The sequence below is a fragment of the Pseudomonas sp. MF6755 genome (assembly GCF_016405635.1).
Taxonomy (GTDB): domain Bacteria; phylum Pseudomonadota; class Gammaproteobacteria; order Pseudomonadales; family Pseudomonadaceae; genus Aquipseudomonas; species Aquipseudomonas haemolytica.
On record NZ_JAEKDA010000008.1, the window covers coordinates 17412 to 42197 of the forward strand.

The following is a 24786-nucleotide window of genomic DNA, read 5'->3' on the forward strand; positions in this document are numbered from 1 at the left end:
GGGGGAAACATGGCAGTTCCTGTGCACCATAGGGGTCGCAACGCATATCATTTCACATCGATACAGAATCTTGAATCAATAATTGATCACGGTATTTTTTCGACCAATCAAAAAATTGCTCGCGGCATTCTGCACGTTAACGTCGCTGAGGAAGGAATACAGAGGCGTCGGGCGCTTATGCAAGTGCCTGGAGCCAACGGGCGGTGTGTTCATGATTATGTACCATTCTATTTCGCAAAGAAAACGCCTATGCAGCAGGCGGTGCTCTATAAGAAGAACGTAGATCAGCAGTTCATCATTTACCTTTCCGTTTCGGTTTTGCTGATGGAGACAAGAGCTGGGGCCTATTACACAAGCGCGTCTGCAAATACGGACGTTCCCCCAGCTTTCTTTTCTGGAAATCATCAGTCTGATCAGCTCGACCAACTAGATTGGCAAACTATCGATAACAATCGGTGGGGATATGACGACGATGCTCAGAAGCACCGCAAAATGGCGGAGCTTTTGTTACCAGATCATGTCCCATTGTCTGAAATTAATCAGATAGTTACATTTAATCGCAGCGTGTCTGACTGTGTTAGGCAAATTTTTCAGAACAAAGGGGTTGTTCCGCCGAACATTGTGGAGGCGGGAGGGGAGCATTATTATCTAGAGCCTGGTAACTGGAATGCTTCTTTGGTTACAGGGCCTTTTTTCCTCAAGCGTTTTGTAGATGAGGCTATTTCTCATGTGGTCTCATTTCAGCGTCAGGTGATGCCGAAATTCCAGACCTTAAGTGACGCCTTGCGTGCTATTCGCGCTAACTTCGCGGCCATCAGAGAGCTAGAAGATATCGATGGTCTCGGCGCGAACTACGGGCCACATCGCGAAGATGTTGGCGCTCATTCTCGACGTGTTTCGGGGCTGGTGCTGAACTCACCCGAATATATTCAGTTGGACCCTATCCATCGTGAGGTCTTGGAGCTTGCAGCTTATCTCCACGATATAGGCAAAGGGCCCAAAACACGCTGGCCCAATAGCTTTATGAATAAGGCTGATGGTGAACATCCCAAAAAATCCCTGCCTATGTTGAAAAGAATTTTGACTGAGGATTTGCCTATTCTGCCACCAGATATAGTCCGAAAAATTATAATGCTGGTGACTTATGATGACCTACTGGGTGAGATTGTTGCTAAAGGTCGGGACAAAAGTCAGTTGTTCGATATAATTACTTGTCCTGAAGATATCACTATGTTGGTGGCTTTGAGTAAGGCTGATATTGGTGCGTTAAATCAAATTTGGTTGATGCAAGTCTCTGCTGGAATCGACGCCCTCAGAGTTGAGGCTCTTCAAAAATTGCAAGGTAATATTTAATGATAGAGTTTGTTTCCGGAGATTTTTTCGATTTTGATGCGGATATCATGATCAATACAGTCAACTGTGTTGGTGTGATGGGTGCAGGTGTGGCGCTCGCATTTAAGAAAAGATTTCCTGAAATGTTCGATGACTATGCTGAGAAGTGTCGTTCGGGCATTATTCGCCCCGGCCTGCCTTCCGTTTGGTTGCAAAAGGATATGATCTCGAAAGACATCGAGATCATAAATTTTCCGACTAAAAATCATTGGAAGAATCCATCTGAGTATCATTATATTGATGATGGGTTGGAATGGCTTTCTAAGTATCTTGAAGATAAGAGTGGAAAAGTAGTAACTCTTCCGGCCCTAGGCTGTGGTCATGGTGGTTTGGACTGGGACAGGGTCCGATCCATGATTGCTGAGAAGCTAAAAAACTCTCCTGCGCATATATATGTCTTTGAGCCCTTCGATTCAGTGAAAGCGGGCAATGTCAAAGCTTCGGAGCCTGACTATGAGCAACTGCTTGGTTCGGTTGGGGCTGGGGTTGTTAAATATGCGTCGGACGCATACCCGGAAAAGTTGCGCATCTACACCAAGAAGGATGTGTATTACTATCCAAAACAGCAAAATAAATTTAGATACGATTTTTCAGTTGTATGCAGCAGCAAGCCTGACTTAAGCGAGATAAATGCTATACGAAAGTTTGTTGATTTTTGCGTTCTCGAGAAGTGCAGTATTTTGTTGGGGGGGACAGCCTTTGAAAAAAAACTCGCGCTTGAACTTTCGACCCAAGGTGTAATTTGCGGCTGTGTTCTCCCATCCGGAATCTACGAGTCCATAAAAAAAGTATCGTCATCAACGCGAAAAGAAAAGCCTAATCTTCTCTCGATAGGTAATCCAGTAGTTGCCTTCGATAAGAAAGAATTTATGCCTTCTGTTTTTGCGAGGATGTATCTTTCTGAGAAGGTGGTGTTTTTCGCTAGCAAGCTTGCTTGGTTGGAAAAATATAAGAGTCAACTCAAGCGGATTTCTGTAGATGCGTATTACTGCGTTTCTGAAATCAGCTCACCAGAGGATATAAAGGCGGTATTAGACATTCGGGCAAAAGGATTTGACTTGGATATGCCCCTAACAAGCGTTTTCGCGGATGATATTCACAAGTCTGATGCGGCTAAGGGGGGGGGGGCGAACTCTGCTTGATCTCAGCTTAGCCAAAGTCGAGCATGGTATCGATCATGGTACTTTATGGTCTTGCATTCATAAGGTTCTGATTTTTATCGTTTTTTTATAGATTAAAATAATTGAGTGGGAATGATCCTGCACTGGCAGGTGAGCGCTGAATAACAAAACCCCGGCCTGGTGCCGGGGTTTTGTGTTTCAGGCTGCAGGCCAGATCAGAAAAACTCATCCAGCACACAATAGAACTTCATACGCTGCTCATCGGGCTCAACACCATAAACCTCAAAAAATGGCTTCACCCATGCCTGCCCCAGGTTGCGTTCAATACTTCGTGCTGCCAGGGCCAGGTCTTGATAACGGTCACTGATTCCCAGGCGACCGCAGTCGATGAAGCCACTGAAGCGAGCGTCTGCCGCCATGAAGTTCGGCAGGCAGGCGTCGCCGTGGGTCACTACCAGATCATGAGTGCCTGGCTGAGTCGCCACCAGTTCAGCAAACACCTCCTCAGCGCTTTGCCCTAGTCGTTCGTCGTCGAAATCCGTCGGGTCCACCAGGCCGGCGCTGAGGTGTTGCTGTGCCCGTGCGATACGCTGCTCAAGGGAGTGATCGAAGGGGCAGAGTTCGACGGGTAGCTGGTGCAGAGTGCGCAGCGCTGTCGCCAGGATGTTGATGATTTGCCCGGCAGAAAGCTCGTTGGCGCTGGCCAAGTCCTGTCCTGGTACGGTGGTCATCAGCAACCAGTGGCGATGGTTTTCTGTGATTTCATCCAGGACAGCAGGCGCAGGCAGGTCCATTTGCTGCAGCCACCTAAGTCGATCGACTTCGTCTGCAAGCTCACCCAGTTCCTCGAGGGGCTCGGACTTCAGGAACAGATCTGTACCGTCATCCTGGCGCAGGCGAAAGACGTCGGCCCGCGATTCGCCAATGGCCTGTTGTTCAATCAGCGCATGGGGATACTGCTCGCGCCATTTGTTCGGGATATTCACAGTGCTCTCATTTCCTTGTTTCAGCGTCGTGTAATCTCTGGGCAGTAGAACGTGGCCAGCGTGTGCCGTAGCTGAGTGTTGTATGGGTCATAGCGGTGCCGGCTTGCCAACCATCACCATACCCATATCCTCAAGCGCGGCAAACAATGCTTTGAGGCTGCCAAAGCGTTTGCCGCTCACACTCGGCCAGCTGGGGCGCTCGATGAAGAAATAGCCGTTCTGGTTACGGATATCCGTGGAAACCAACTCCCCCAGTTTGCTGCGATGTTTCAGGATTGGCGACAATGATGAGTCGACTGTGAACGCCCCGGAGCGCTGCAGCAGGGCCTCGAATGCCTCCCGGGTTGAAGGCTTTCGGGGTATCTGTGCCTGAAACAACAGATCGCTTTTCACCGCGCCTTCATTGCCGACCGCCGGGATACCGGGGTCCGGTATGATGCCTTGGGATTGCCCGGGTGCAACATCTTCCACCCTCAGGCCATACACTTCTTCCAGTTCGCTCAGCCCAGCAACCCCCTTGTAGTCGCTGACGTGGGTATTGCCCACCAGTGCCACCCATTTATGCGCACCTTGCGCTGCCTGGTCGGCACGAATCACGGTGCTCGCGTAGTAGTTCATCAGGGCATGGCGCTCCGCACCGGTGGGGACGAGACTGTCGCTCACGGCGGCGGTGAAGCCATCAGTTCGATAACTGGCCAGGCAATCAATGGCCTGGATCCGGATCTTATTGGCCTGGGCGGCTTTAACCAGTTCCATGAAGTTGTATTGCCCCAGGGGGTCTGTACCTTGGCCTGCGTCCAATGACTGAAGGTAGCGCCTGAGTTTCTCGGGCATCTCACCGGTTTCGGCGAACGTATCCAGGGCAGCCTGGTGAAAGTCTCTGAGCAGGTGTTCGCAATACAGGGTTTTGACGTTCTCCTGGGCTAATAACTCCATATGCTCGATCAGCAGTTGCTTGCTTCCCACGCTGTTGTGAGCCTCGCCGACCACTATTGCGCGCACGTCCTTGAGGAGCCCCTTGAGCCAGGTGGCGGTTGGCGCCTTGGCAGGTAACGCTGGCACGGGTGGCCGATTTTTCACGGTGAACTTACTCAGGAATGCCACGGCGTCTTTGAACAAACGCTGCCTTCTGGCCTTGAACGGCGCATAGGGGTCGAGTTCGTCGGGCCAGGTCATGATGCCTTCGTCGCTCAAGGCATAGCGCTCAGGGAGCGGTCCGGCGGCGGCGTTCTCCAAAGGGGAGCGTAAGTCAGGCGGTATTTCATAGGCGACGGCCGGGCTTTGAGCCTCCACCAAGGGCGTGTGGCCAAGCAGCCTGTTGAGCAGTTGCCCTCCGCCTCCTCTCAGGCCGGGCTTAGGGACCACCTCCCATTCGCCTTGGGCGTTGAAGCGCACTGGGATGTTCTCTGACAGTGCATAAGGATTTTGCGGGTCGATGATTGCCCAATGACCGTCGCCGTTGACGTCGTTGATATAGCGGACGTAGTACGGAGTGTCTTTATAAAGAATCGCGGCGGATGGGTTGGAGTTTAGTCGATAGATGCCTTGATCCCTGCCGGGTTCACTGACCGATTCCGTGCCCTCGAGGATTTCGTTGGCTTCCCACAAGGGTGGAATGGAAGGGATTTCACCCGCTCCAACTACGGTTGTCGGGTTTGCCAGTGGCGCGAACGCCGCACCTGATTCTACGTCCGCTTCCACCGGCGCCTGCACGGGCTCAGCCTCGATTTGCGGCGCTGGCACCCAGCGCTTGACCAGAGGCAAGCCTTTGGCGTTGAGCCCCTGTGCATCCAGCGCTTGGCACAGATCTGTCAATGAGGGGTAGACGGTGCCCTTGAGCCGAGGAAAGTTGCCCGGGTCGAGAAAGTAACCATGGTTGGCCGTACGCTGGACGGTGTTGCGTACCAGCGTGTTGAGCCGGTTGCGGTGGATCAGTGTCAGTTCTGTTTGCGTCTGCTCCAGAAGGTAGTCGCCGGGAGCCTTGAGCATCTCATCGACACTTTGCGAGCTGAAGATGTGTGGGTTTGCGAACTCTTGCTCCCTCATGGGGACCAGCAGGGTGAAGTCGCTGTCCAGCAGCGTCGGATTGGGGCGTGTCCGGTCACCGATGGGGGTATTGCTCACTTTGGGGCCGTAATCAATTTTGACCTGCGGGGGTTCGCCATTGAGCACCTCGCTGACCCGCACGCTGGTGCCTCCATTTATCTCACTGATCCCAGCCACCCCGCGGAATGTGTTGGTGTGCTGCGCATCGGTCAGTGCCACCCATTGACCGGGCCCATTCTTGAGTTGGTCCAGGCGGATGATTTCGCTGGTCAAAAAGTTATTGGCCATCTGGTCATCCACGGCAATCGGGTACGGCCGATAGTGGGCCAGGCTGCCGGTGGCCTGTACACGTATGTTGTTGCTGCGGGCGGCGTTGAGCAGTTCCATTGTGTTGAAGCGCACAGGCAAGTTGCTATCCAGTTCCTGGAGGTAGGCTTTCAGGTTTGCGGACATTTCCCCGGTAGCCGCGAACCTGTCTAGGTCGAGTTGATGAAGGTCGTTGCACAGGCGGTTCAGGTAGAGCGTCTTGACGCCTTTGCGCGCCAGCGCGGGCAGGTTTTTAATCAGCAAGTACAGGCTGGCGACGCGTTTCGGGCTTTCGGCCACAACCAGGTTTGCCCCGTTTTCCAGGACGCTTTCGACGAACCCAGTGGATGACAGTTCAGGCGTGATCGCCGGCAGCACAGGGCGTTCCGGAAGGCTGCGGATGAAGAAGGGGCGTGAGTAAAAGCGACGCGCATCGGCCAGGATTCTGGAGCGGGCGGGATTGATAAAGTAATCAGACGTATAAAAATGGCGGGTGCTGCCGTCAGCGTTAGGGATCACCTTGGCGTAATCGGGGCCGCCAGACATCGCAAGCTCGATCTGAAAGCTGTCCATATTGTTGAGGTCGTACGGGGTAGTCAGGCTGGATGGGGCGTTCTTATAGCCCGCAGGCCCGTAGGAAGTGGGGGTTCGCTGTTCAGCCTCGGTTGCTGGTGAAGCGGCGGCCGCCTGATGGGGGGGAGCCGGTTCTATCGGGCTTCCTCCCCTTATCGCGTCCGTTGGCTGCAAGGCATATTCCCATTCACCTTCGGCGTTGAGGCGTACCGCACGTGAGCCGAAGAATTCATGAGGGTTGGCCGGGTCGATGATGGCCCAGGTGCCCTTGCCATTGGCATCCGCTTCGTAGCGCACGTAATACACGGCGTCTTTGAACTTGATGACGGTCGACGGGTTTGAGTTGACGGTGTAAATGCCTTGGTAGCGGCCGCCTTCGTTCATCGCAGTGGCGCCTTCCAGGCCATTTTGACGCTTCCAGCCGGCCGGTATTTCCGGCTGGGCGGGGGCTGGCGTGAGCGGTTGCGATTCAGCGGGCAGCACGGGCGTTTCGCTGGGCGCAGGTATCACCACCGGCTCGTCGACAGGCGTTGTGGCTGCTTTGAATTTGGCCATCTCGGCCGCTTCTGCGGCATCCACTTCCGGGCCCAGTTCCACGATCGGACCAGGGCCGTGCAGCGCCACCAGATTGAACAGCGTATCGATGCCGCTGAGCACTGCACCGATCACACCGGCCTTGCGTTCCTCGCTGGTACGGCCATTGACCGCCTGATCAATATTCAGCGCCAGGTTGGCGATGCTGGCGCCCAATACGGGCAGGGCCACTGGCCAGCCGACCACCGCCAGCGGGCCAAAAATTTTCAAGCCTACGGTCAGGTAGCCTATCCAGAGCTTCTTTTTCAGCGCTTTTTGAGTGGTCAGTAGCTGTTGGGCTTCGTCATACATCGACCAGCGGGTCCGGTCCCTCAGCCAGGAAAATGCATCGGTGGTGATGGCCTGGTTTGTCCGGTTGATCAGGTGATGGTCCGACTTGCCCCAGGTGGCGACCAGGCGGTTCATGAGGTCGGTGATGTTACCGGTCATGGCCTGGCGGTCGGACAGAGGAAAGCGGCAGAGGAAGGTGCTGCGGTTTTTTTCCTCGTTCATCTTGTCCAGGACCCACCAATGCAGGTTCGCAGGGGTATCGAGCACCTCGAACGCCGGAGTGTCGCCGGGTGTGTAGAGAATCTGCCGACCCTTTGCATCGACGATGCGCAACAGATTGATCGCGACATGGCCGTCCACATCCAGCGCATAAACCTGCACGCCGTTGCTGGGTGTGGTTTCGGTTTGCAGCATCTGCCGGGTGACGGGCCAGCTCAGGTTGGGCGCGACGGCGTTGAGGCAGGTCTGGAAATCATCGGCAGTCAGTTTTTTGAGCTCAAGGGCCTGGACGGCCTGGCTGAGGAAGTTGCACTTGGCCAGGGTGCGAAAGTCGTCGGCAAAGGTGTGCCAGAAATCATCCAGTTTTTGCGTGTAGAGAAGGTCGAACTTCAGACGCCAAAAGTACTTCAGCACCTCGTTGCCATGCAGGCGCACTTCGTTGGTTTCATTGAAGTCGCCAAACTCCGGGCCTGCGGTATAGAACCCACCATACAGGTCGAGCAGGTCGGCGTTGTCGTAGTCGGTGACTCGAAATCGATGAATCACCAGTTGGGTCAGCGTGGTCGATTCGTAAGGCTTCTCCAGAATATGCTCCCAGCCGGTAAAGGTCTTGGTGCTGCTCTGGGCTGCCTTGAATCGGTGGTAGTAGATCTGGTCAGGGTCCAGGCCTTCTACGCCGTACCTTTTCAGAATTTCACAGGCGGTCTGATGGGCGCTGTCATGCAGGCTGGGGCACGCCTGGATCAGGCGAGTGGCCAGTTCTTTCAAAGCGGCCTTGTCGGCCGCATTGGGCAGTGCAGGGGGAGTACTCACGTTCATGGGGTTGCTCATCCTTCAAAATGAACGTTGAGATTCCCTCGGCACCTGCTATTTCGTGCATTACATAGTTAGCGAATGATCGTGATGCCCAGCGCTCATCGCCGCGCAATATCCGAAAAGTAGAACTTATCCAGCGTATGCCGCGACTCGGTGTACTCGAACTGCCGCCCGTCCTGCAAGAACGTCTGGTTACTCACCACGATCACATGGCTTTGCCCATCAAGATCCAGATGCGCCTGGTCGTCTTTGCTGCGCGGCAGGGCTTCGATGGTGCGCTGCGCAAAGCTGATTTGCAGCTGCAACGTCTGTTCGATAAACGCGTAGATCGACTGTTCGGCGATCTCGCGATCCAGGCCGGGGATCAGGTCGGCGACGAAGTGGTTGATGTCGAGGATCACCCGTTTGCCGCCGATGCGCCGCACCCGTTTGACGCGGGTGATCAGCGTGCCGGGTTCGGCCTCGATGTGTTGCAGCAGTGAGCCTTCCAGCGGGAGCTGGGTGAATTCGACCACGTCGGTGCGTACGTCTTCGCCCAGGTCGGCGTGGGTCTCGTGGAAGCTGACGATACCGCCCAGTTGAAACTCAATCGGGTTGGGTGACAGCACGAAGGTGCCCTTGCCATGGATTTTTTGTGCAAAGCCACGCTCCTGCAACTGCTCGATGGCGCGCCGCACGGTGCCACGGCTGGCTTGGTAGGCGTCCATCAGTTCGGTTTCGGAGGGAAGGCGCGTACCGCGTTGCAGGCGTTCTGTGGTGATGCTGGCAAGCAGATCCGTATAGATCTGGTTGTATTTGCTCATGAGATGGCTCTGTGCCTGGCTTGCATTCAAGGCAGGAACCTTAGTGGCACAGGTGGGGTTTGTCCATTGGGCACCCGTGCAGCCTGGGGAAAAATCTGACGGGCAGTTCGCAATATTAAACAAAAGTGTAACTCGTACAGACGAGTTGTTGATTTAACTCGTACAGACGAGTACTTTTCCCCTCGGCGTGCTGCCAATGACTGCCACCCATAAAAACAATCACAGTGGAAAACGATCATGAGCCACGACTATTCGACTATCGCCCGCGAGATTCTCGAGCACCTCGGGGGCTGCGACAATCTTGAGCAAGCCGCCCATTGCGTGACCCGCCTGCGCCTGGCGCTCAAAGACCCGAACCTGGTCAACAGCAGTGCGTTGAACCAGGTCGATCTGGTCAAGGGCTCGTTCTTTACCGGCGGCCTGTTCCAGGTGGTGATCGGCCCAGGCGAAGTGGAAAAGGTCTACGCCGCCCTGCGCGAACAGACCGGCCTTGCCGCCGCCACCATTGCCGACGTCAAAAAGAAAGGCGCCGACAAGACCAACGCCATGCAGCGTCTGGTGCGGGTGTTCTCCGATGTGTTCATGCCGATCCTGCCCGCGCTGATCATTGCCGGCCTGTTGATGGGCGTGAACAACCTGATGGGCGCCCAGGGCATGTTCATCGAGGGCAAGACGCTGCTGGAGGCCTACCCGAACCTGGATGGCCTGTGGAGCCTGATCAACCTGATGGCCAACACCTCGTTCGTGTTCCTGCCGGCACTGGTGGGCTGGTCGGCGGCCAAGCGTTTCGGCGGCAGTGAAATCCTCGGCATCGTGCTCGGCCTGATGCTGGTGCACCCCGACCTTCTCAATGCCTGGAACTACGGCAAGGCGGTCGCCGGCCTCGACGGCCAGAGCTTGCCGTACTTCGATATTTTCGGCTGGTTCCAGATTGAGAAGGTCGGCTACCAGGGGCAGATCCTGCCGATCCTGCTGGCGGCCTATGTGATGAGCGTCATCGAGAAATGGCTGCGGGCACGGGTGCCCAATGCGATCCAACTGCTCGTGGTGCCGATCACTACCATCGTCGTCACTGGCGTGCTGGCCCTGGCGATCATCGGCCCGGTAACCCGCCACCTCGGCATCCTCATCACCGAAGGCGTGGTCACCCTGTTTGACCTGGCGCCGATGCTCGGCGGGGCGATCTTCGGTTTGCTTTATGCGCCGCTGGTGATCACCGGCATGCACCACATGTTCCTCGCCGTGGACCTGCAGCTTATTTCTACCCAGGGCGGCACCTTTATCTGGCCGATGATCGTCATGTCCAACCTGGCCCAGGGCAGCGCCGCACTCGGGGTGTTCTACATGACCCGCAATGCGCGGGACAAAAGCATGGCCTCGACCTCGGCGGTTTCTGCCTACTTCGGCATCACTGAACCGGCGATGTTCGGCGTGAACCTGCGCTTCAAGTTTCCGTTCTACGCCGCGCTGCTGGGCTCGGCGCTGGGCAGCATTTTCCTGTCGCTGAACAAGGTGACGGCCTCGGCCATCGGTGTCGGTGGCTTGCCCGGGTTTATCTCGATCGTTCCGCAGTTCATTCCAAGCTTTGTGATCGGGATGGTCATCGCGATTGTCGTGCCGTTTGTCGTGACCTGTGTGTTGAGCATGAAGATCGTGCGGCCTGGATATCGGGTCGCCTGATCCACCGCCTTCGCGAGCAAGCCCGCTCCCACAGGAGAACGCATTTCAAATGTGGGAGGGGGCTTGCCCCCGATGGGGCCCTCAAGGCCAGCCCATAACTCTACTGAAGGAACCCACCATGCAAAACTGGCAACACTCGGTGATCTACCAGATCTACCCCAAAAGCTTCCACAGCCACGCGGGTAACGCCACCGGAGACCTGCTGGGCATCGTGGACAAGCTCGACTACCTCAAGTGGCTGGGTGTTGATTGCCTGTGGATCACCCCGTTCCTGCGCTCGCCGCAGCGCGACAACGGCTACGACATCAGCGACTACTACGCGATCGACCCCAGCTACGGGACCATGGCCGACTGTGACCTGCTGATCTGCGAAGCGGCCAAGCGCGGCATCAAGCTCATGCTCGATATCGTGGTCAACCACACCTCCATCGAGCACGAGTGGTTCCAGCAGGCGCGCAGCAGCCTCGATAACCCCTACCGCGACTTCTACATCTGGCGCGACCAGCCGAATAACTGGGAATCCAAGTTCGGCGGCTCCGCCTGGGAGTACGAGGCGCAGACCGGCCAGTACTACCTGCACCTGTTCGACCACACCCAGGCCGACCTGAATTGGGACAACCCCAAGGTGCGCGCCGAAGTGTTCAAGCTGATGCGTTTCTGGCGCGACAAAGGCGTGGGTGGTTTCCGCCTGGACGTGATCAACCTGATCTCCAAGCCCGCTGACTTCCCCGAAGACAACAGCGACGGCCGCCGTTTCTACACCGACGGCCCGAACGTGCACCAATACCTTCAGCAAATGCACCGCGAAGTCTTCGAAGGCCATGACCTGATCAACGTTGGCGAGATGTCGTCCACCAGCCTCGAACACTGCATCCGCTATTCGCGGCCGGAGTCGAAAGAGCTGTCGATGACCTTCAACTTTCATCACCTCAAAGTCGATTATCCCAACCTGCAAAAGTGGGTGAAGGCCGACTTCGATTTCCTCCAACTCAAGCAGATTTTCTCTGACTGGCAAATGGGTATGCAGGCCGGTGGCGGTTGGAATGCGCTGTTCTGGTGTAACCACGATCAGCCACGGGTGGTCTCGCGTTTTGGTGACCACGGTGAACACCGCGTGGTCTCGGCCAAGATGCTCGCCACGGCGCTGCACTTCCTCCAGGGCACGCCGTATGTGTACCAGGGCGAAGAGTTGGGCATGACCAATCCGGGCTTCGACAGAATCTCGCAATACCGCGACGTGGAAACCCTGAATATCTTCCGACTCAAGCGCGATGCCGGGGAGTCCGAGGCGTCGAGCATGGCGGCGATCATGCAGAAGTCCCGCGACAACGGCCGTACGCCGATGCAATGGAACAGCCAGGCCAATGCCGGTTTCAGCCGTGGCGAGCCATGGATTGGCATCCCGGCCAACGCCGCACAGATCAACGTTGAAAGCCAACTGGATGACCCGGACTCGGTGCTGCATCACTACCGCGCCTTGATCGCCCTGCGGCGTCGCGAACCGCTGATCCAGGACGGTGTTTACCAGCAACTGCTGCAAGACCACCTTCAGGTTTGGGCGTACCTGCGCGAAGGCCATGGCGAACGGCTGCTGGTGCTCAATAACTTCTACGGCACAGCTTGCGAAATCCAACTGCCCGACCACGTGATCAACCCGATGTGCGGGCAACGTCTGTTGATCAGCAATTACCCCGACTGCCCGGTGCGTTCGAGCACGGTGGTGTTGCGTCCTTATGAATCGTTTGTGCTGCACCTCAAGGATTGAGCCGCCCTACAGGCAATCGCATCACGCAAGAAAGCAAGAAAAAACAATAAAAATAAAAGGAGTGCTTCATGAAAACAAAAATAAAACTGGGCCTCATTGCGTCGTGCCTCACCGCGCCGTTTGGCGTCCAGGCGCTGGAGTTCGCCGGTTACTTGCGCAGCGGCGCGGGCACGTCAACGGGCAGTGGCAAGCAGCAATGTTTCCAGCTGCCGGGGGCGCAAACCAAGTACCGCTTGGGTAACGAATGCGAGCAGTACGCTGAGCTGGAACTGCGCCAGGACCTGCTGACCCTTGACGACGGCTCGGTGCTCAGCGTGGATGCGATGGCCTCGCTCTACAACAAGTACGATCGGGCCCTGAAGTTCCAGGGCGAAAACAACGGCTCGGCGCGCATGCCGCAGATGTACGCGCAGTGGTCCAACCTGCCCAGCCTCAATGGCGGCTCACTGTGGGCCGGGCGGCGTTACTACAAGCGTAACGACATCCACATCTCCGATTTCTACTACTGGAACCAGAGCGCCACCGGCGGGGGGATCGAAGACGTGCTGATCGGCGGCTTGAAATACAGCTACGCCTTGTCGCGCAAGGACAACCTGTACCAGAAGGAATACGCCACCCGTCACGACTTCAACGTGGCAGGTTTCAACACCAACCCGGGCGGCGAGCTGGAGCTTGGCTTGAGCTACATCGCAAAGGCTGGTGGGCGTGACACCAACAGTGGTTGGGCGTTGACGGCGCAGCACGTGCAAACGCCATTCCTGGGCGGTAAGAATAAATTCGCCCTGCAGTACGGCGAAGGCCCCGGCACCGGCCTGGGCTACACCGGCAATACTGCGTTGGACAAGAGCAGTAAAAGCTACCGTGCCGTGGAGTTCTTCGATTGGCAGGTGACCCCGCGTTTCGGCGGGCAGGTGGAGGCGGTGTACCAGAAAGATGTACGTCCGGGACGACAGGACCAGAACTGGATCTCCCTGGGTGTACGCCCGGCGTACGCCATCAGCGAGCAATTCAAGCTGGTCGCTGAACTGGGGCACGATCAGGTCGAGGCCACGGGCGGTACGCGCAAACTGAGCAAATTTACCTTCGCCCCGACCTGGTCACCCAAAGGCCCGGAATTCTGGGCGCGGCCGGAAGTGCGGTTGTATTACACCTATGCGTCTTGGAACGAAGCAGCCAAGCGTGCCGCGAATGAGTTGGCGGCGGGCTCGGCGTTGTCTGATACCGGCGCTTATGGCACGGCACGGCATGGGTCGAACATGGGTGTGCAAGTCGAATACTGGTGGAAATAGATCTTCGGGTGTACACGGGCTAAATGTGGGAGCGAGCAAGTCGAATCGTCGCACCGCCGCTCCCACATTTGATCTTCGTCATCCCGCAACTTTTGCATCCGGCCAATGATTTTTACAGAACAACACAACAGGTGACGTCATGACCACATCTCAACCCCTGGAACTGCTGGCGCCCCTGTCCGGGGTGCTGCTCGCGCTGGATCAGGTACCCGACCCAGTGTTTTCCAGCCGCGTGATCGGCGACGGCCTGTGTATCGATCCCACCTCGCAGAGCCTCTGCGCGCCGCTGGCTGGGGTGATCAGCAACATCCAGGACAGCGGTCATGCGGTGAGTGTCACTGACGAAAACGGTGTGCAGGTGCTGCTGCATATTGGCCTGGACACCGTGAACCTGGCGGGCCAGGGCTTCACCCGCCTGGTCGAGGAAGGCAAGCGGGTGGAGGCCGGGCAGCCGCTGATCGAATTCGACGCCGACTATGTGGCGCTCCATGCACGTAGCCTGCTGACCTTGATGCTGGTGGTGAGTGGCGAGCCATTTGTGCTGCTGGTGCCGGAACAGGCGCGGGTCAAGGCAGGCCAGCCGCTGTTGCACTTGTCACCCGCAGACACACTCGCCGAGGTGAATGAAGAGGAGGGCGACGCGCTGTTTTCAAAGCCACTGACCTTGCCAAACTCCAACGGTTTGCACGCTCGCCCTGCGGCGGTGTTTGCCCAGGCGGCGAAGGCGTTCAGTTCAAGTATTTACCTGCACAAGCAAACCCAGAGCGCGAATGCCAAGTCGCTGGTGGCGATCATGGCGCTGCAAACCTCCCGGGGCGATAGCCTGCAAGTGAGTGCAGCGGGCGAGGATGCCGAGGCGGCGATCCAGGCGCTGGTGACGCTGTTGCTAGACGGCTGTGGCGAAACGTTGGCAGCTGCGGCTGGGGTGGTCAAGCCAGCCGCACCGGTGTTATCGCCGACCGTGTTGCGGGGGGTGTGTGCGTCGCCGGGCTCGGCGTTTGGCCAGGTTGTCCAAGTGGCGCAGCCGCAACTCGACATCCCCGAGGCCGGTGCTGGAGAGGCCTTTGAGCGTGCTGCATTGGCGCGTGGCCTGCGGGCGGCAGCCCAGGCGCTGCAAACCCTGCAAGCCAAGGCGGCCGGCGGTGCCCAGGTCGACATTTTCCGCGCCCATCAGGAATTGCTCGAAGACCCCACCTTACTTGAGCACGCCCACAGCTTGCTGGCCGAAGGCAAGAGCGCTGCCTTTGCCTGGAACAGCGCCACATTGGCGACCGCAAAACTCTTGGAAGGCTTGGGCAAAGCGTTGCTCGTCGAACGCGCAGCGGACTTGGCCGACGTCGGGCAGCGCGTGCTCAAGTTGATCCTGGGCGTGCCGGACTGCGCATGGGATTTGCCTGAGTGCGCGATCCTGGTCGCCGAGCAGTTGACACCCTCGCAAACCGCCGGGCTCGATACCAGTAAGGTGCTCGGCTTCGTCACCGTGGGTGGCGGTGCAACCAGCCACGTTGCGATTCTCGCCCGCGCGCTCGGGCTGCCGTCTATTTGCGGGGTCCAGGCGCAAGTACTGGCGCTGCCCAACGGCAGGCAGGTATTGCTCGATGCCGACAAAGGCGAGCTGCATCTTGAACCCGACCTGGCTGAAATCGAACAACTGCAGGCGATTCGCCAACAGCAACTGCTGCGACGCCAACGTGAAGTGGCCCAGGCAGCACTGGCCGCGGTCACCTGTGACGGCCATCACGTCGAGATCACCGCCAACGTGGCCTCATTGCAGGAAGTGGAGCAGGCCCTGGCCTTGGGCGGTGAAGGTGTCGGCCTGCTGCGTTCAGAGTTTCTCTACCTGGACCGCAATCGCGCCCCGAGCCCCGAGGAGCAGGCCAGTACCTACAGCGCCATCGCCCGCGCCCTTGGCACCGAGCGCAATCTGGTGGTGCGTACCCTGGATGTGGGGGGCGATAAACCCTTGGCCTATGTGCCGATGGAAAGCGAGACCAACCCGTTCCTGGGCCTGCGTGGTATTCGCCTGTGCCTGGAGCGCCCCGAGTTGCTGCGTGAACAATTGCGCGCCATCCTCACCAGTGCCGGTTTAGCGCGGCTGCATATCATGCTGCCAATGGTCAGCCTGCTCTCCGAGCTGCATCTGGCGCGCGCGATGCTCGAAGAAGAAGCGTTGGCGCTCGGCCTGACCGAGTTACCGAAGCTGGGCATCATGATTGAAGTCCCTTCGGCCGCGTTGATGGCGGATGTCTTTGCGCCCCATGTGGATTTCTTCTCCATCGGTACCAATGACCTCACCCAATACACCCTGGCCATGGACCGTGACCATCCGCGCCTGGCCAGCCAGGCCGACAGTTTTCACCCAGCAGTGCTGCGTCTGATCGATACCACGGTCAAAGCCGCCCATGCCCACGGCAAGTGGGTGGGTGTGTGTGGTGCGCTGGCTTCGGAAGCATTGGCGGTGCCGATGTTGATCGGGCTCGGCGTGGATGAGCTGTCGGTCAGCGTACCGCTGATCCCGACCATCAAGGCCACCGTGCGCGAACTGGACCTGCTTGACTGCCAGATCATCGCCCGCCAGGTGCTGGGCCTGGAAGAAGCCGCCCAAGTGCGTGAGGCCCTGCGCCTGTACCACGCGGCCACCGTTGAAACCTCACCTGTCATGGAGCACTGAGCATGTTGGAGAAATTGCAGCGGGCATTCTGGAAAGCCCTGACCCCGGACCTGATTGCCGAAACGGTTGCGCCATCGACACCTGGCCTGCTGTCGGCCGATGTGCTGAGTGCATTGGGCGGCGCCGAGAATCTCAAGTCACAGCAGCGTGTGGCACTGACGCGGGTGCGGGTGCAGTTGCAGGATATAGGCGGGTTGGATGAGGCGGCGTTGAAGGCGGCGGGTGTAGCAGGCGTGATGGTGTTGTCGGGCGGCGTAGTCCACCTGCTCACCGGCCTCTAAGCCAAGCGGAGATCAAAATGTGGGAGGGGGCTTGCTCCCGATGGCGGAATGTCAGTCACCACATGCAGTGACTGACCCCCTGCTATCGGGAGCAATCCCCCTCCCACATTGGTATTCAGTGTTCTTATAATTGCGGGCTGTCCTGCGGTGGCTTGGTCTTGTCCACACCCGGCACATGCAGGTTGCCTTCCACCACCTGGTTGCCTTCCAGCTGCGGCTGGGTTACCCAGGTGAGGATGTCGTAGTAGCGCCGGATGTTGGCCACAAAGTGCACCGGCTCGCCGCCCCGGGCGTAGCCGTAGCGGGTCTTGCTGTACCACTGCTTCTGCGACAGGCGCGGCAGCATCTTCTTTACGTCCAGCCACTTGTTCGGGTTCAGGCCTTCTTTCTTCGCCAGTATGCGTGCGTCGTCCAGATGGCCACCGCCCACGTTATAGGCGGCGAGGGCGAACCAGGTGCGGTCGGGCTCGGCGATCTTGTCGTCCAGCTCATCCTTGATCTTGGCCAGGTACTTGGCGCCGCCCATGATGCTCTGCCTGGCATCCAGGCGGTTGGACACGCCCATGGCCTGGGCGGTGTTCTGGGTCAGCATCATCAGGCCGCGCACGCCGGTCTTGGAGGTGACGGTCGGTTGCCACAGCGATTCCTGATAGCCGATGGCTGCCAATAACCGCCAATCGACCTTTTCGGCCTTGGCATAGGCGCGAAAGTGCTTCTCGTACTTGGGCAGGCGTTGTTGCAGATGCTGGGCGAAGGTATAGGCGCCCACATAGCCAAGTACATCGACGTGCCCGTAATAGCGATCTTTCAGGCGCTGCAACGTGCCGTTCTTCTCGACCTTGTCCAGGTAGCCGTTGATCTCATTGAGCAGGCTGTTGTCAACGCCAGCGGCCACGGCCCAGCTCTGGTGGCTGGCATTGCCGAGGTCGAACGCCACGCGCACGTTGGGGAAGTACACCTGGTTCATTGCCACTTCGTTGGAGTCTACGAGGGTCAGGTCGATCTGCCCCTCGTCCACCATGCGCAGCAGGTCAACCACCTCAACGGCGTCGGATTCTTCGTATTCGATTGCAGGATTCTGCTTTTTCAACGCCGCCAGTTGCTCGGCGTGGGTGCTGCCCTTGAGCACCATGATCTTCTTGCCCACCAGGTCGGCCGCGTTGGTCGGGCGTGACTGGCCGTTGCGATAGATGATCTGCGGGGTCACTTCCAGGTAAGGGTGGGAGAAGCGCACCTGCTGCTGGCGCTGTTCGCTGCTCACCAGGCCGGCGGCGGCGAGCACCGGGCCGTTAGGCTTGCCCAGTTGGTTGAACAGGTCGTCGAGGTTATCGGCCGTCTCGATTTCCAGCTTTACGCCCAGTTCGTCGGCAAAGCGCTTGACCAGTTCGTATTCGAAACCGGTTTCACCGTTGCGGTCCTGGAAATACGTGGCCGGGCTGTTCCGGGTGACCACCCGCAATACGCCATCCTCCTTGATTCGCTCAAGTGTGCTGGGCTTATCAACACAGGCACTGAGCATCAGGAAGAGCGAGGTGGCGATGAGCCATTTGACCCATCGCGGGCGCAAAACAGTTGGGGAGAACATCTGCGCAGTATACGCAAACGGCCCATGGCGCCATATCTCGACAGCGGCGGACTTGTCTGCTAGCGCCGCTTAAACTGTGCTGCAGCCCGCAGAAACGTGGCTTGGCGAGCGATTATGACGGTTAAAATAACTGCGCCCAGTACCGTGGATAACACCCTGATCGCGTGCAAACCTTGCCAACTGACGTTCGGCAGCGGCCACCGGTAGCGTTTCGGGTGCCGTTGGCGATGGTTTACGCTAGAATGCACGGCCTCAAAGCACACCCCTTCCCGAGGCTGTCCCGAAGATGTTGATCCTGCGCGGCGCTCCTGCCCTTTCTGCCTTTCGCCACAGCAAACTCCTAGAGCAACTGAGCCAGAAGGTTCCAGCTGTTACAGGCCTGTACGCTGAATTTGCTCACTTCGCCGAAGTAACCGGCGTCTTGACCGCCGACGAACAGCAAGTGCTGGCACGCCTTCTGAAGTACGGCCCAAGCGTTCCTGTTCAAGAGCCGACCGGCCGCTTGTTCCTGGTTCTGCCGCGGTTCGGCACCATCTCGCCCTGGTCGAGCAAGGCCAGTGATATCGCCCGCAACTGTGGCCTGGACAAAATCCAGCGCCTGGAGCGCGGTATCGCTTTCTATGTTGCCGGCCAGTTCAGCGATGCCGAAGCCGAGTTGATCGCCAGCAGCCTGCACGACCGCATGACCCAGATCATCGTCAGCCAGCTGGAACAGGCTGCCGGCCTGTTCAGCCACGCCGAACCCAAGCCGCTGACCGCGATTGACGTGCTCGGCGGTGGCCGCGCCGCCCTCGAGAAGGCCAACACCGAGCTGGGCCTGGCCCTGGCCGAAGACGAGATCGACTATCTGGTCAACGCCTTCAACGGCTTGAAGCGCAACCCCCACGACATCGAACTGATGATGTTCGCCCAGGCCAACTCCGAGCATTGCCGTCACAAGATCTTCAACGCCAGTTGGGACATCGACGGCGAAAGCCAGGAAAAAAGCCTGTTCGGCATGATCAAGAACACCTACGTGATGCACAGCGAAGGCGTTCTGTCGGCTTATAAGGACAACGCCTCGGTCATCGTCGGCTCCGTCGCCGGCCGTTTCTTCCCGGACCCGGAGACCCGCCAGTACGGCGCGGTGCAGGAGCCGGTGCACATCCTGATGAAGGTTGAAACCCACAACCACCCGACCGCGATTGCCCCGTTCCCGGGCGCAGCCACCGGTTCCGGCGGCGAAATTCGTGACGAAGGCGCTACCGGCCGTGGCGCCAAGCCAAAGGCGGGCCTGACCGGTTTCACCGTGTCCAACCTGCAGATCCCGGGCTTCGAACAGCCTTGGGAAGTGCCGTACGGCAAGCCCGAGCGCATCGTCACCGCACTCGACATCATGATCGAAGGCCCGCTGGGCGGCGCCGCGTTCAACAACGAGTTCGGGCGCCCGGCGCTGACCGGTTATTTCCGTACCTTCGAACAGTCCATCACTACCCCGCGTGGCGATGAAGTGCGCGGCTACCACAAGCCGATCATGTTGGCCGGCGGCATGGGCAACATCCGCGAAGAACACGTCAAGAAAGGCGAGATCCTGGTCGGCTCCAAGCTGATCGTCCTCGGCGGCCCGGCGATGCTGATCGGCCTGGGTGGCGGCGCGGCTTCCTCCATGGCGACCGGCACCAGCTCGGCAGACCTGGATTTTGCTTCCGTACAGCGTGAAAACCCTGAGATGGAACGCCGCTGCCAGGAAGTCATCGACCGTTGCTGGCAGTTGGGTGACAAGAACCCGATCAGCTTCATCCACGACGTCGGCGCCGGTGGTTTGTCCAACGCCTTCCCGGAACTGGTCAACGATGGCGACCGTGGCGGCCGCTTCGAACTGCGCAACATTCCAAACGACGAACCGGGCATGGCCCCGCACGAAATCTGGAGTAACGAATCCCAGGAGCGTTACGTACTGGCTGTTGGCCCTGAAGACTTCGCACGCTTCCAGGCCATCTGCGAACGTGAGCGTTGCCCGTTTGCCGTAGTCGGCGAAGCCACTGCCGAGCCGCAGCTTACTGTCACGGATAGCCACTTCGGCAACAGCCCGGTGGACATGCCGCTGGAAGTGCTGCTGGGCAAAGCCCCGCGCATGCACCGTTCGGCCGTACGCGAAACCGAACTGGGCGATGATTTCGACCCAAGCGCGCTGGACCTGACCGACAGCATCGAGCGCGTACTGCACCACCCGGCCGTAGCGAGCAAAAGCTTCCTGATCACCATCGGCGACCGCACCATCACCGGCCTGGTGGCCCGTGACCAAATGGTTGGCCCTTGGCAAGTGCCGGTGGCCGACGTTGCCGTCACCGCCACCAGCTTCGACGTCTACACCGGTGAAGCCATGGCCATGGGCGAGCGTACGCCGCTGGCCCTGCTGGACGCTCCGGCGTCGGGCCGCATGGCCATTGGTGAAACCCTCACCAACATCGCCGCATCGCGCATCGGCAAGCTGTCCGACATCAAGTTGTCGGCCAACTGGATGTCGGCTGCCGGCCACCCGGGTGAAGACGCGCGCCTGTACGACACCGTCAAGGCTGTCGGCATGGAGCTGTGCCCGGAGCTGGGGATCACCATTCCGGTGGGCAAGGACTCGATGTCCATGGCCACCCGTTGGAACGAAGACGGCACTGACAAGAGCGTCACTTCGCCGCTGTCGCTGATCGTCACCGGTTTCGCACCGGTCACCGATATCCGTCAGACCCTGACCCCGCAACTGCGCATGGACAAGGGCACCACCGATCTGATCCTGATCGACCTGGGCCGTGGCCAGAACCGCATGGGCGCTTCGATCCTCGCGCAAACCCACGGCAAGCTCGGCAAGCACGCGCCAGACGTGGATGACGCCGAAGACCTGAAAGCCTTCTTCGCCGTGATCCAGGGCCTGAATGCCGACGGCCACCTGCTGGCTTACCACGACCGTTCCGACGGCGGCTTGCTGACCAGCGTTGTCGAGATGGCCTTCGCCGGTCACTGCGGCCTGAACATCGTGCTCGACAGCGTTGCCGAGGATGCTGCCGAAATCAACGGCATCCTGTTCAACGAAGAGTTGGGCGCGGTGATCCAGGTGCGCCAGGACGCTACGCCAGACGTGCTTGCACAATTCAGCGCCGCTGGCCTGGACGACTGCGTGGCCGTGATCGGCCAGCCGATCAACAACGGCGAGATCAACATCTCGTTCAACGGCGACACCGTGTTTGCCGGCCAGCGCCGCCTGCTGCAACGCCAGTGGGCCGAGACCAGCTACCAGATCCAACGCCTGCGTGACAACGTCGACTGTGCCGAGCAGGAGTTCGACGTGATCCTGGAAGAAGACAACCCGGGCCTGAGCACCAAGCTCAGCTTCGACGTCAACCAGGACATCGCCGCGCCTTACATCAAGAAAGGCATCCGCCCACAGGTTGCCGTGCTGCGTGAGCAGGGCGTCAACGGCCAGGTGGAAATGGCAGCGGCTTTCGACCGTGCCGGCTTTAACGCGATCGACGTGCACATGAGCGACATCCTCGCCGGTCGCGTTGACCTCAACGAGTTCAAAGGTCTCGTAGCTTGCGGCGGTTTCTCCTACGGCGACGTGCTGGGTGCAGGTGAAGGCTGGGCCAAGTCGGCCCTGTTCAACAGCCGTGCCCGCGACGCGTTCCAGGGCTTCTTCGAGCGCAACGACAGCTTCACCCTGGGCGTGTGCAACGGTTGCCAGATGATGTCCAACCTCAGCGAACTGATCCCGGGCAGCGAGTTCTGGCCGCACTTTGTGCGCAACCGTTCCGAGCAGTTCGAAGCCCGTGTTGCCATGGTGCAGGTGCAGGAATCCAACTCGATCTTCCTGCAAGGCATGGCCGGTTCGCGCATGCCTATCGCCATCGCCCACGGTGAAGGCCACGCCGAGTTCGCCAGCGAAGAAGCACTGCTCGAAGCCGACTTGTCCGGCACCGTGGCACTGCGTTTCGTCGATAACCACGGCAAGGTCACCGAGAGCTACCCGGCCAACCCGAACGGCTCGCCACGCGGGATCACCGGCCTCACCAGCCGCGACGGTCGTGTGACCATCATGATGCCGCACCCGGAGCGCGTATTCCGCGCCGTGCAAAACTCGTGGCGCCCGGAAGAGTGGAACGAAGACGGCGCCTGGATGCGCATGTTCCGCAACGCTCGTGTGTGGGTGAACTAAGGCCGTGTACAAGCTCGCCTTCTTTGTGCCCGACAGCCATGTGGAGACGGTGAAAACCGCCGTCTTCGCAGCCGGCGGCGGGCGCATCGGCGACTACGACAACTGCGCCTGGCAAGTGCTGGGCCAGGGCCTGTTCCGCGCGTTGGACGGCAGCCAGCCGTTTATCGGGCAGGTGGGCCAGGTTGAAGTGGTTGAAGAATGGAAGGTTGAACTGGTGGTGGCGGATGAGTTGATTGTGGCTGTAGTGGCTGCGCTCAAACTGAGCCACCCGTACGAAACACCGGCGTATGAGGTGTGGCAATTGGCGGATTTCTGATTCGCATACTGCATTAACAAGAAACCCGCTGAGCCAGTTTGGCCAGCGGGTTTTTTGTTGGCTGCAAGGGCCTCATCGGGAGCAAGCCCCCTCCCACATTTGAAGGTATTCACAATTCAAAATGTGGGAGGGGGCTTGCTCCCGATGAGGCCAGAGCAGACATTACACCTCTAAACCCTGGCGCCGACCTCACGGCCACTGACCAACCGCTCCAGCGCCTCACCCAACCCCGACGCCTTGTCACCAATCAACAGGTGCCAAACACCGCTATCCAGTTGGCTCACACCTTGGCAGCCGAGCGCAGTGAGCTGAGCTTCAGACAACACCGAATCATCCCCCAGCTCCACCCGTAACCGGGTGATCGCTACCGCTTCCAGATGGCGCACATTCCCGCGGCCACCCAGGGCACTCAGCCATTTCTCGGCCTCTTGAACATTCACTGCCGTGGGCTTATCCACAGGTGCAACCGCTACAGGCGCTACGGCAACAAACCCTGGCATCGCCAAGCGAATCTCATCGGCAATGCTGTCCGCCATCGGCCCAACCACCACCTGCAAACTGCCGCCGTTACCCGGGCGCACGATGGCCATGGCGCCCAGCGCTTTGAGTTCAGCATCCACTGCCTTGTTGCGATCAACCATATCCAAGCGCAGGCGCGTGGTGCACGCACCCACACTCAGCAGATTCTGCGCACCACCCAAGGCCTGGATATAAGCCGTGGCGCGCTGGTTATCGCTCATCGCTTCGGCCTGCACCACCTGGATATCTTCACGGCCCGGCGTCTTGAGGTTGAAGCGGCGGATGCAGTAGGTGAACACCGAGTAGTAGATCAGCGCGTAAGCCAAGCCAACCGGGAACACCAGCCAGCCGTTGGTGGACTTGCCCCAACCCAGCACCATGTCGATAAACCCGCCGGAGAAGGTAAACCCGAGGTGGATATCCAGCAAATTGGTGACCGCCATCGACAGGCCGGTGAGCAGTGCGTGGATGAGATACAGGAACGGTGCCAGGAACATGAACGCAAATTCAATCGGCTCGGTCACCCCGGTCAAGAACGACGTCAGCGCCATCGACAGGAAAATCCCGCCCATCACCTTGCGTCGTTCCGGCAGTGCGTTGCGGTACATCGCCAGGCATGCAGCGGGCAGGCCGAACAGCATCACCGGGAACATGCCGGTCATGAACTGGCCGCCTTTGGGGTCGCCGGCGAAATAGCGGGTCAGGTCGCCCGTCACCACCGCGCCGGTTACCGGGTCGGTGAAGCTGCCGAATACAAACCACGCCATGTTGTTGAGGATATGGTGCAGGCCAGTGACGATCAGCAGGCGGTTGAATACACCGAATACGAACGCGCCCAGGCTGCCGCTTTCCATCAGCAGCACGCCGAAGCTGTTGATGCCGTGCTGGATCGGTGGCCAGATCAGGCCGAAGATCACGCCTAAACCTACTGCGCTGAAGCCGGTAACAATCGGCACAAAGCGTCGCCCACCAAAGAACGCCAGGTACTCCGGCAGCTTGATGTCCTTGAAGCGGTTATACAGCCCGCCCGCCATCAAACCGCTGACGATGCCCGCGAGCATGCCCATGTTGATAGAGGTATCCATCACCTTGAGGGTGGATACCATCACCAGGTAGCCAATCGCCCCGGCCAGGCCAGCCGTGCCGTTGTTGTCGCGGGCAAAGCCCACGGCGATGCCGATGGCGAAGATCAGCGCCAGGTTGGCGAAGATCGCTTGCCCGGCATCGTGCATCACCGCGATGTTGAGCAAATCGGTGTCGCCCAGGCGCAGCAGCAGGCCGGCGATTGGCAGGATCGCAATCGGCAGCATCAGTGCGCGGCCCAGGCGTTGCAGGCCTTCGATAAAGTGTTGGTACATGGCGTGTCTCCCT

General features: G+C 58.8%; 14 protein-coding genes. 9 read left to right on the top strand and 5 right to left on the bottom strand.

Annotated elements, in window-relative coordinates:
* Positions 1–9: 9 nt before the first annotated feature.
* Both JFT66_RS11920 and JFT66_RS11925 read left to right on the top strand, forming a co-directional pair.
* A complete protein-coding gene (locus tag JFT66_RS11920) occupies positions 10–1353 on the top strand; it encodes a DarT ssDNA thymidine ADP-ribosyltransferase family protein (RefSeq protein WP_045338579.1) in 1344 nt (447 codons plus the stop codon).
* The gene (locus tag JFT66_RS11925) at positions 1353–2534 is read left to right on the top strand and encodes a macro domain-containing protein (RefSeq protein ID WP_045338580.1); all 1182 of its coding nucleotides are present in this window, start codon (positions 1353–1355) and stop codon (positions 2532–2534) included. Before JFT66_RS11920 ends, JFT66_RS11925 begins: the two co-directional genes overlap by 1 nt.
* 194 nt (positions 2535–2728) lie before the next feature.
* On the opposite strand, the gene JFT66_RS11930 is transcribed toward JFT66_RS11925, so the two are convergent.
* The 3 genes from JFT66_RS11930 to treR form a co-directional block, all read right to left on the bottom strand.
* Positions 2729–3499 carry an APH(3')-II family aminoglycoside O-phosphotransferase gene (locus tag JFT66_RS11930; protein ID WP_198809836.1) on the bottom strand — a complete coding sequence of 257 codons (771 nt, stop codon included), beginning with the start codon at positions 3497–3499 and terminating at the stop codon, positions 2729–2731.
* A gap of 87 nt (positions 3500–3586) precedes the next feature.
* Entirely contained in the window at positions 3587–8326 is a 4740-nt protein-coding gene (locus JFT66_RS11935; RefSeq protein WP_198859312.1) for a membrane-targeted effector domain-containing toxin, read from the bottom strand.
* Between the two features lie 95 nt (positions 8327–8421).
* Positions 8422–9126, bottom strand: a complete 705-nt coding sequence (gene treR, locus JFT66_RS11940) for a trehalose operon repressor (RefSeq protein WP_034115876.1) — start codon at positions 9124–9126, stop codon at positions 8422–8424.
* Positions 9127–9363: 237 nt separating this feature from the next.
* Here treR and treP point away from each other — a divergent pair, with 237 nt between their 5' ends.
* The 5 genes from treP to JFT66_RS11965 all read left to right on the top strand — a co-directional run bounded on the left by treP (position 9364) and on the right by JFT66_RS11965 (position 16812).
* The gene (gene treP / locus JFT66_RS11945; RefSeq protein WP_198859313.1) at positions 9364–10806 is read left to right on the top strand and encodes a PTS system trehalose-specific EIIBC component; all 1443 of its coding nucleotides are present in this window, start codon (positions 9364–9366) and stop codon (positions 10804–10806) included.
* 118 nt (positions 10807–10924) lie between these two features.
* Complete coding sequence (gene treC, locus JFT66_RS11950) at positions 10925–12571, top strand: alpha,alpha-phosphotrehalase (protein WP_198859314.1); 1647 nt, start codon at positions 10925–10927, stop codon at positions 12569–12571.
* A gap of 68 nt (positions 12572–12639) precedes the next feature.
* Positions 12640–13860 (top strand): maltoporin, encoded by a 1221-nt coding sequence (locus JFT66_RS11955; protein WP_153872433.1) that lies wholly within the window; start codon positions 12640–12642, stop codon positions 13858–13860.
* A gap of 139 nt (positions 13861–13999) precedes the next feature.
* Positions 14000–16531: a phosphoenolpyruvate--protein phosphotransferase gene (gene ptsP / locus JFT66_RS11960; protein WP_198859315.1), complete on the top strand. Its 2532-nt coding sequence runs from the start codon at positions 14000–14002 to the stop codon at positions 16529–16531.
* Positions 16532–16533: 2 nt separating this feature from the next.
* Positions 16534–16812: a PTS transporter subunit EIIB gene (locus JFT66_RS11965; protein ID WP_198859316.1), complete on the top strand. Its 279-nt coding sequence runs from the start codon at positions 16534–16536 to the stop codon at positions 16810–16812.
* A gap of 124 nt (positions 16813–16936) precedes the next feature.
* Here JFT66_RS11965 and mltF read toward each other — a convergent pair whose 3' ends face one another.
* A complete protein-coding gene (gene mltF / locus JFT66_RS11970) occupies positions 16937–18397 on the bottom strand; it encodes a membrane-bound lytic murein transglycosylase MltF (RefSeq protein ID WP_034115870.1) in 1461 nt (486 codons plus the stop codon).
* A gap of 286 nt (positions 18398–18683) precedes the next feature.
* On the opposite strand from mltF, the gene purL reads away from it, so the two are divergent.
* Entirely contained in the window at positions 18684–22580 is a 3897-nt protein-coding gene (purL, locus tag JFT66_RS11975) for a phosphoribosylformylglycinamidine synthase (protein ID WP_198859317.1), read from the top strand.
* Between the two features lie 4 nt (positions 22581–22584).
* Complete coding sequence (locus JFT66_RS11980; RefSeq protein WP_198859318.1) at positions 22585–22896, top strand: NGG1p interacting factor NIF3; 312 nt, start codon at positions 22585–22587, stop codon at positions 22894–22896.
* 170 nt (positions 22897–23066) lie between these two features.
* Here JFT66_RS11980 and nagE read toward each other — a convergent pair whose 3' ends face one another.
* Positions 23067–24773, bottom strand: a complete 1707-nt coding sequence (nagE, locus tag JFT66_RS11985) for an N-acetylglucosamine-specific PTS transporter subunit IIBC (RefSeq protein ID WP_198859319.1) — start codon at positions 24771–24773, stop codon at positions 23067–23069.
* Between the last annotated feature and the right edge of the window lie 13 nt (positions 24774–24786).

Excerpts from the sequence above, each read along its gene's own strand:
- JFT66_RS11920 (WP_045338579.1), top strand. The coding sequence starts at position 10 with ATGGCAGTTCCTGTGCACCATAGGGGTCGCAACGCATATCATTTCACA.
- JFT66_RS11925 (WP_045338580.1), top strand. The coding sequence starts at position 1,353 with ATGATAGAGTTTGTTTCCGGAGATTTTTTCGATTTTGATGCGGATATC.
- JFT66_RS11935 (WP_198859312.1), bottom strand. The coding sequence starts at position 8,326 with ATGAACGTGAGTACTCCCCCTGCACTGCCCAATGCGGCCGACAAGGCC.
- treR (WP_034115876.1), bottom strand. The coding sequence starts at position 9,126 with ATGAGCAAATACAACCAGATCTATACGGATCTGCTTGCCAGCATCACC.
- treP (WP_198859313.1), top strand. The coding sequence starts at position 9,364 with ATGAGCCACGACTATTCGACTATCGCCCGCGAGATTCTCGAGCACCTC.
- treC (WP_198859314.1), top strand. The coding sequence starts at position 10,925 with ATGCAAAACTGGCAACACTCGGTGATCTACCAGATCTACCCCAAAAGC.
- JFT66_RS11955 (WP_153872433.1), top strand. The coding sequence starts at position 12,640 with ATGAAAACAAAAATAAAACTGGGCCTCATTGCGTCGTGCCTCACCGCG.
- ptsP (WP_198859315.1), top strand. The coding sequence starts at position 14,000 with ATGACCACATCTCAACCCCTGGAACTGCTGGCGCCCCTGTCCGGGGTG.
- JFT66_RS11965 (WP_198859316.1), top strand. The coding sequence starts at position 16,534 with ATGTTGGAGAAATTGCAGCGGGCATTCTGGAAAGCCCTGACCCCGGAC.
- mltF (WP_034115870.1), bottom strand. The coding sequence starts at position 18,397 with ATGTTCTCCCCAACTGTTTTGCGCCCGCGATGGGTCAAATGGCTCATC.
- purL (WP_198859317.1), top strand. The coding sequence starts at position 18,684 with ATGTTGATCCTGCGCGGCGCTCCTGCCCTTTCTGCCTTTCGCCACAGC.
- nagE (WP_198859319.1), bottom strand. The coding sequence starts at position 24,773 with ATGTACCAACACTTTATCGAAGGCCTGCAACGCCTGGGCCGCGCACTG.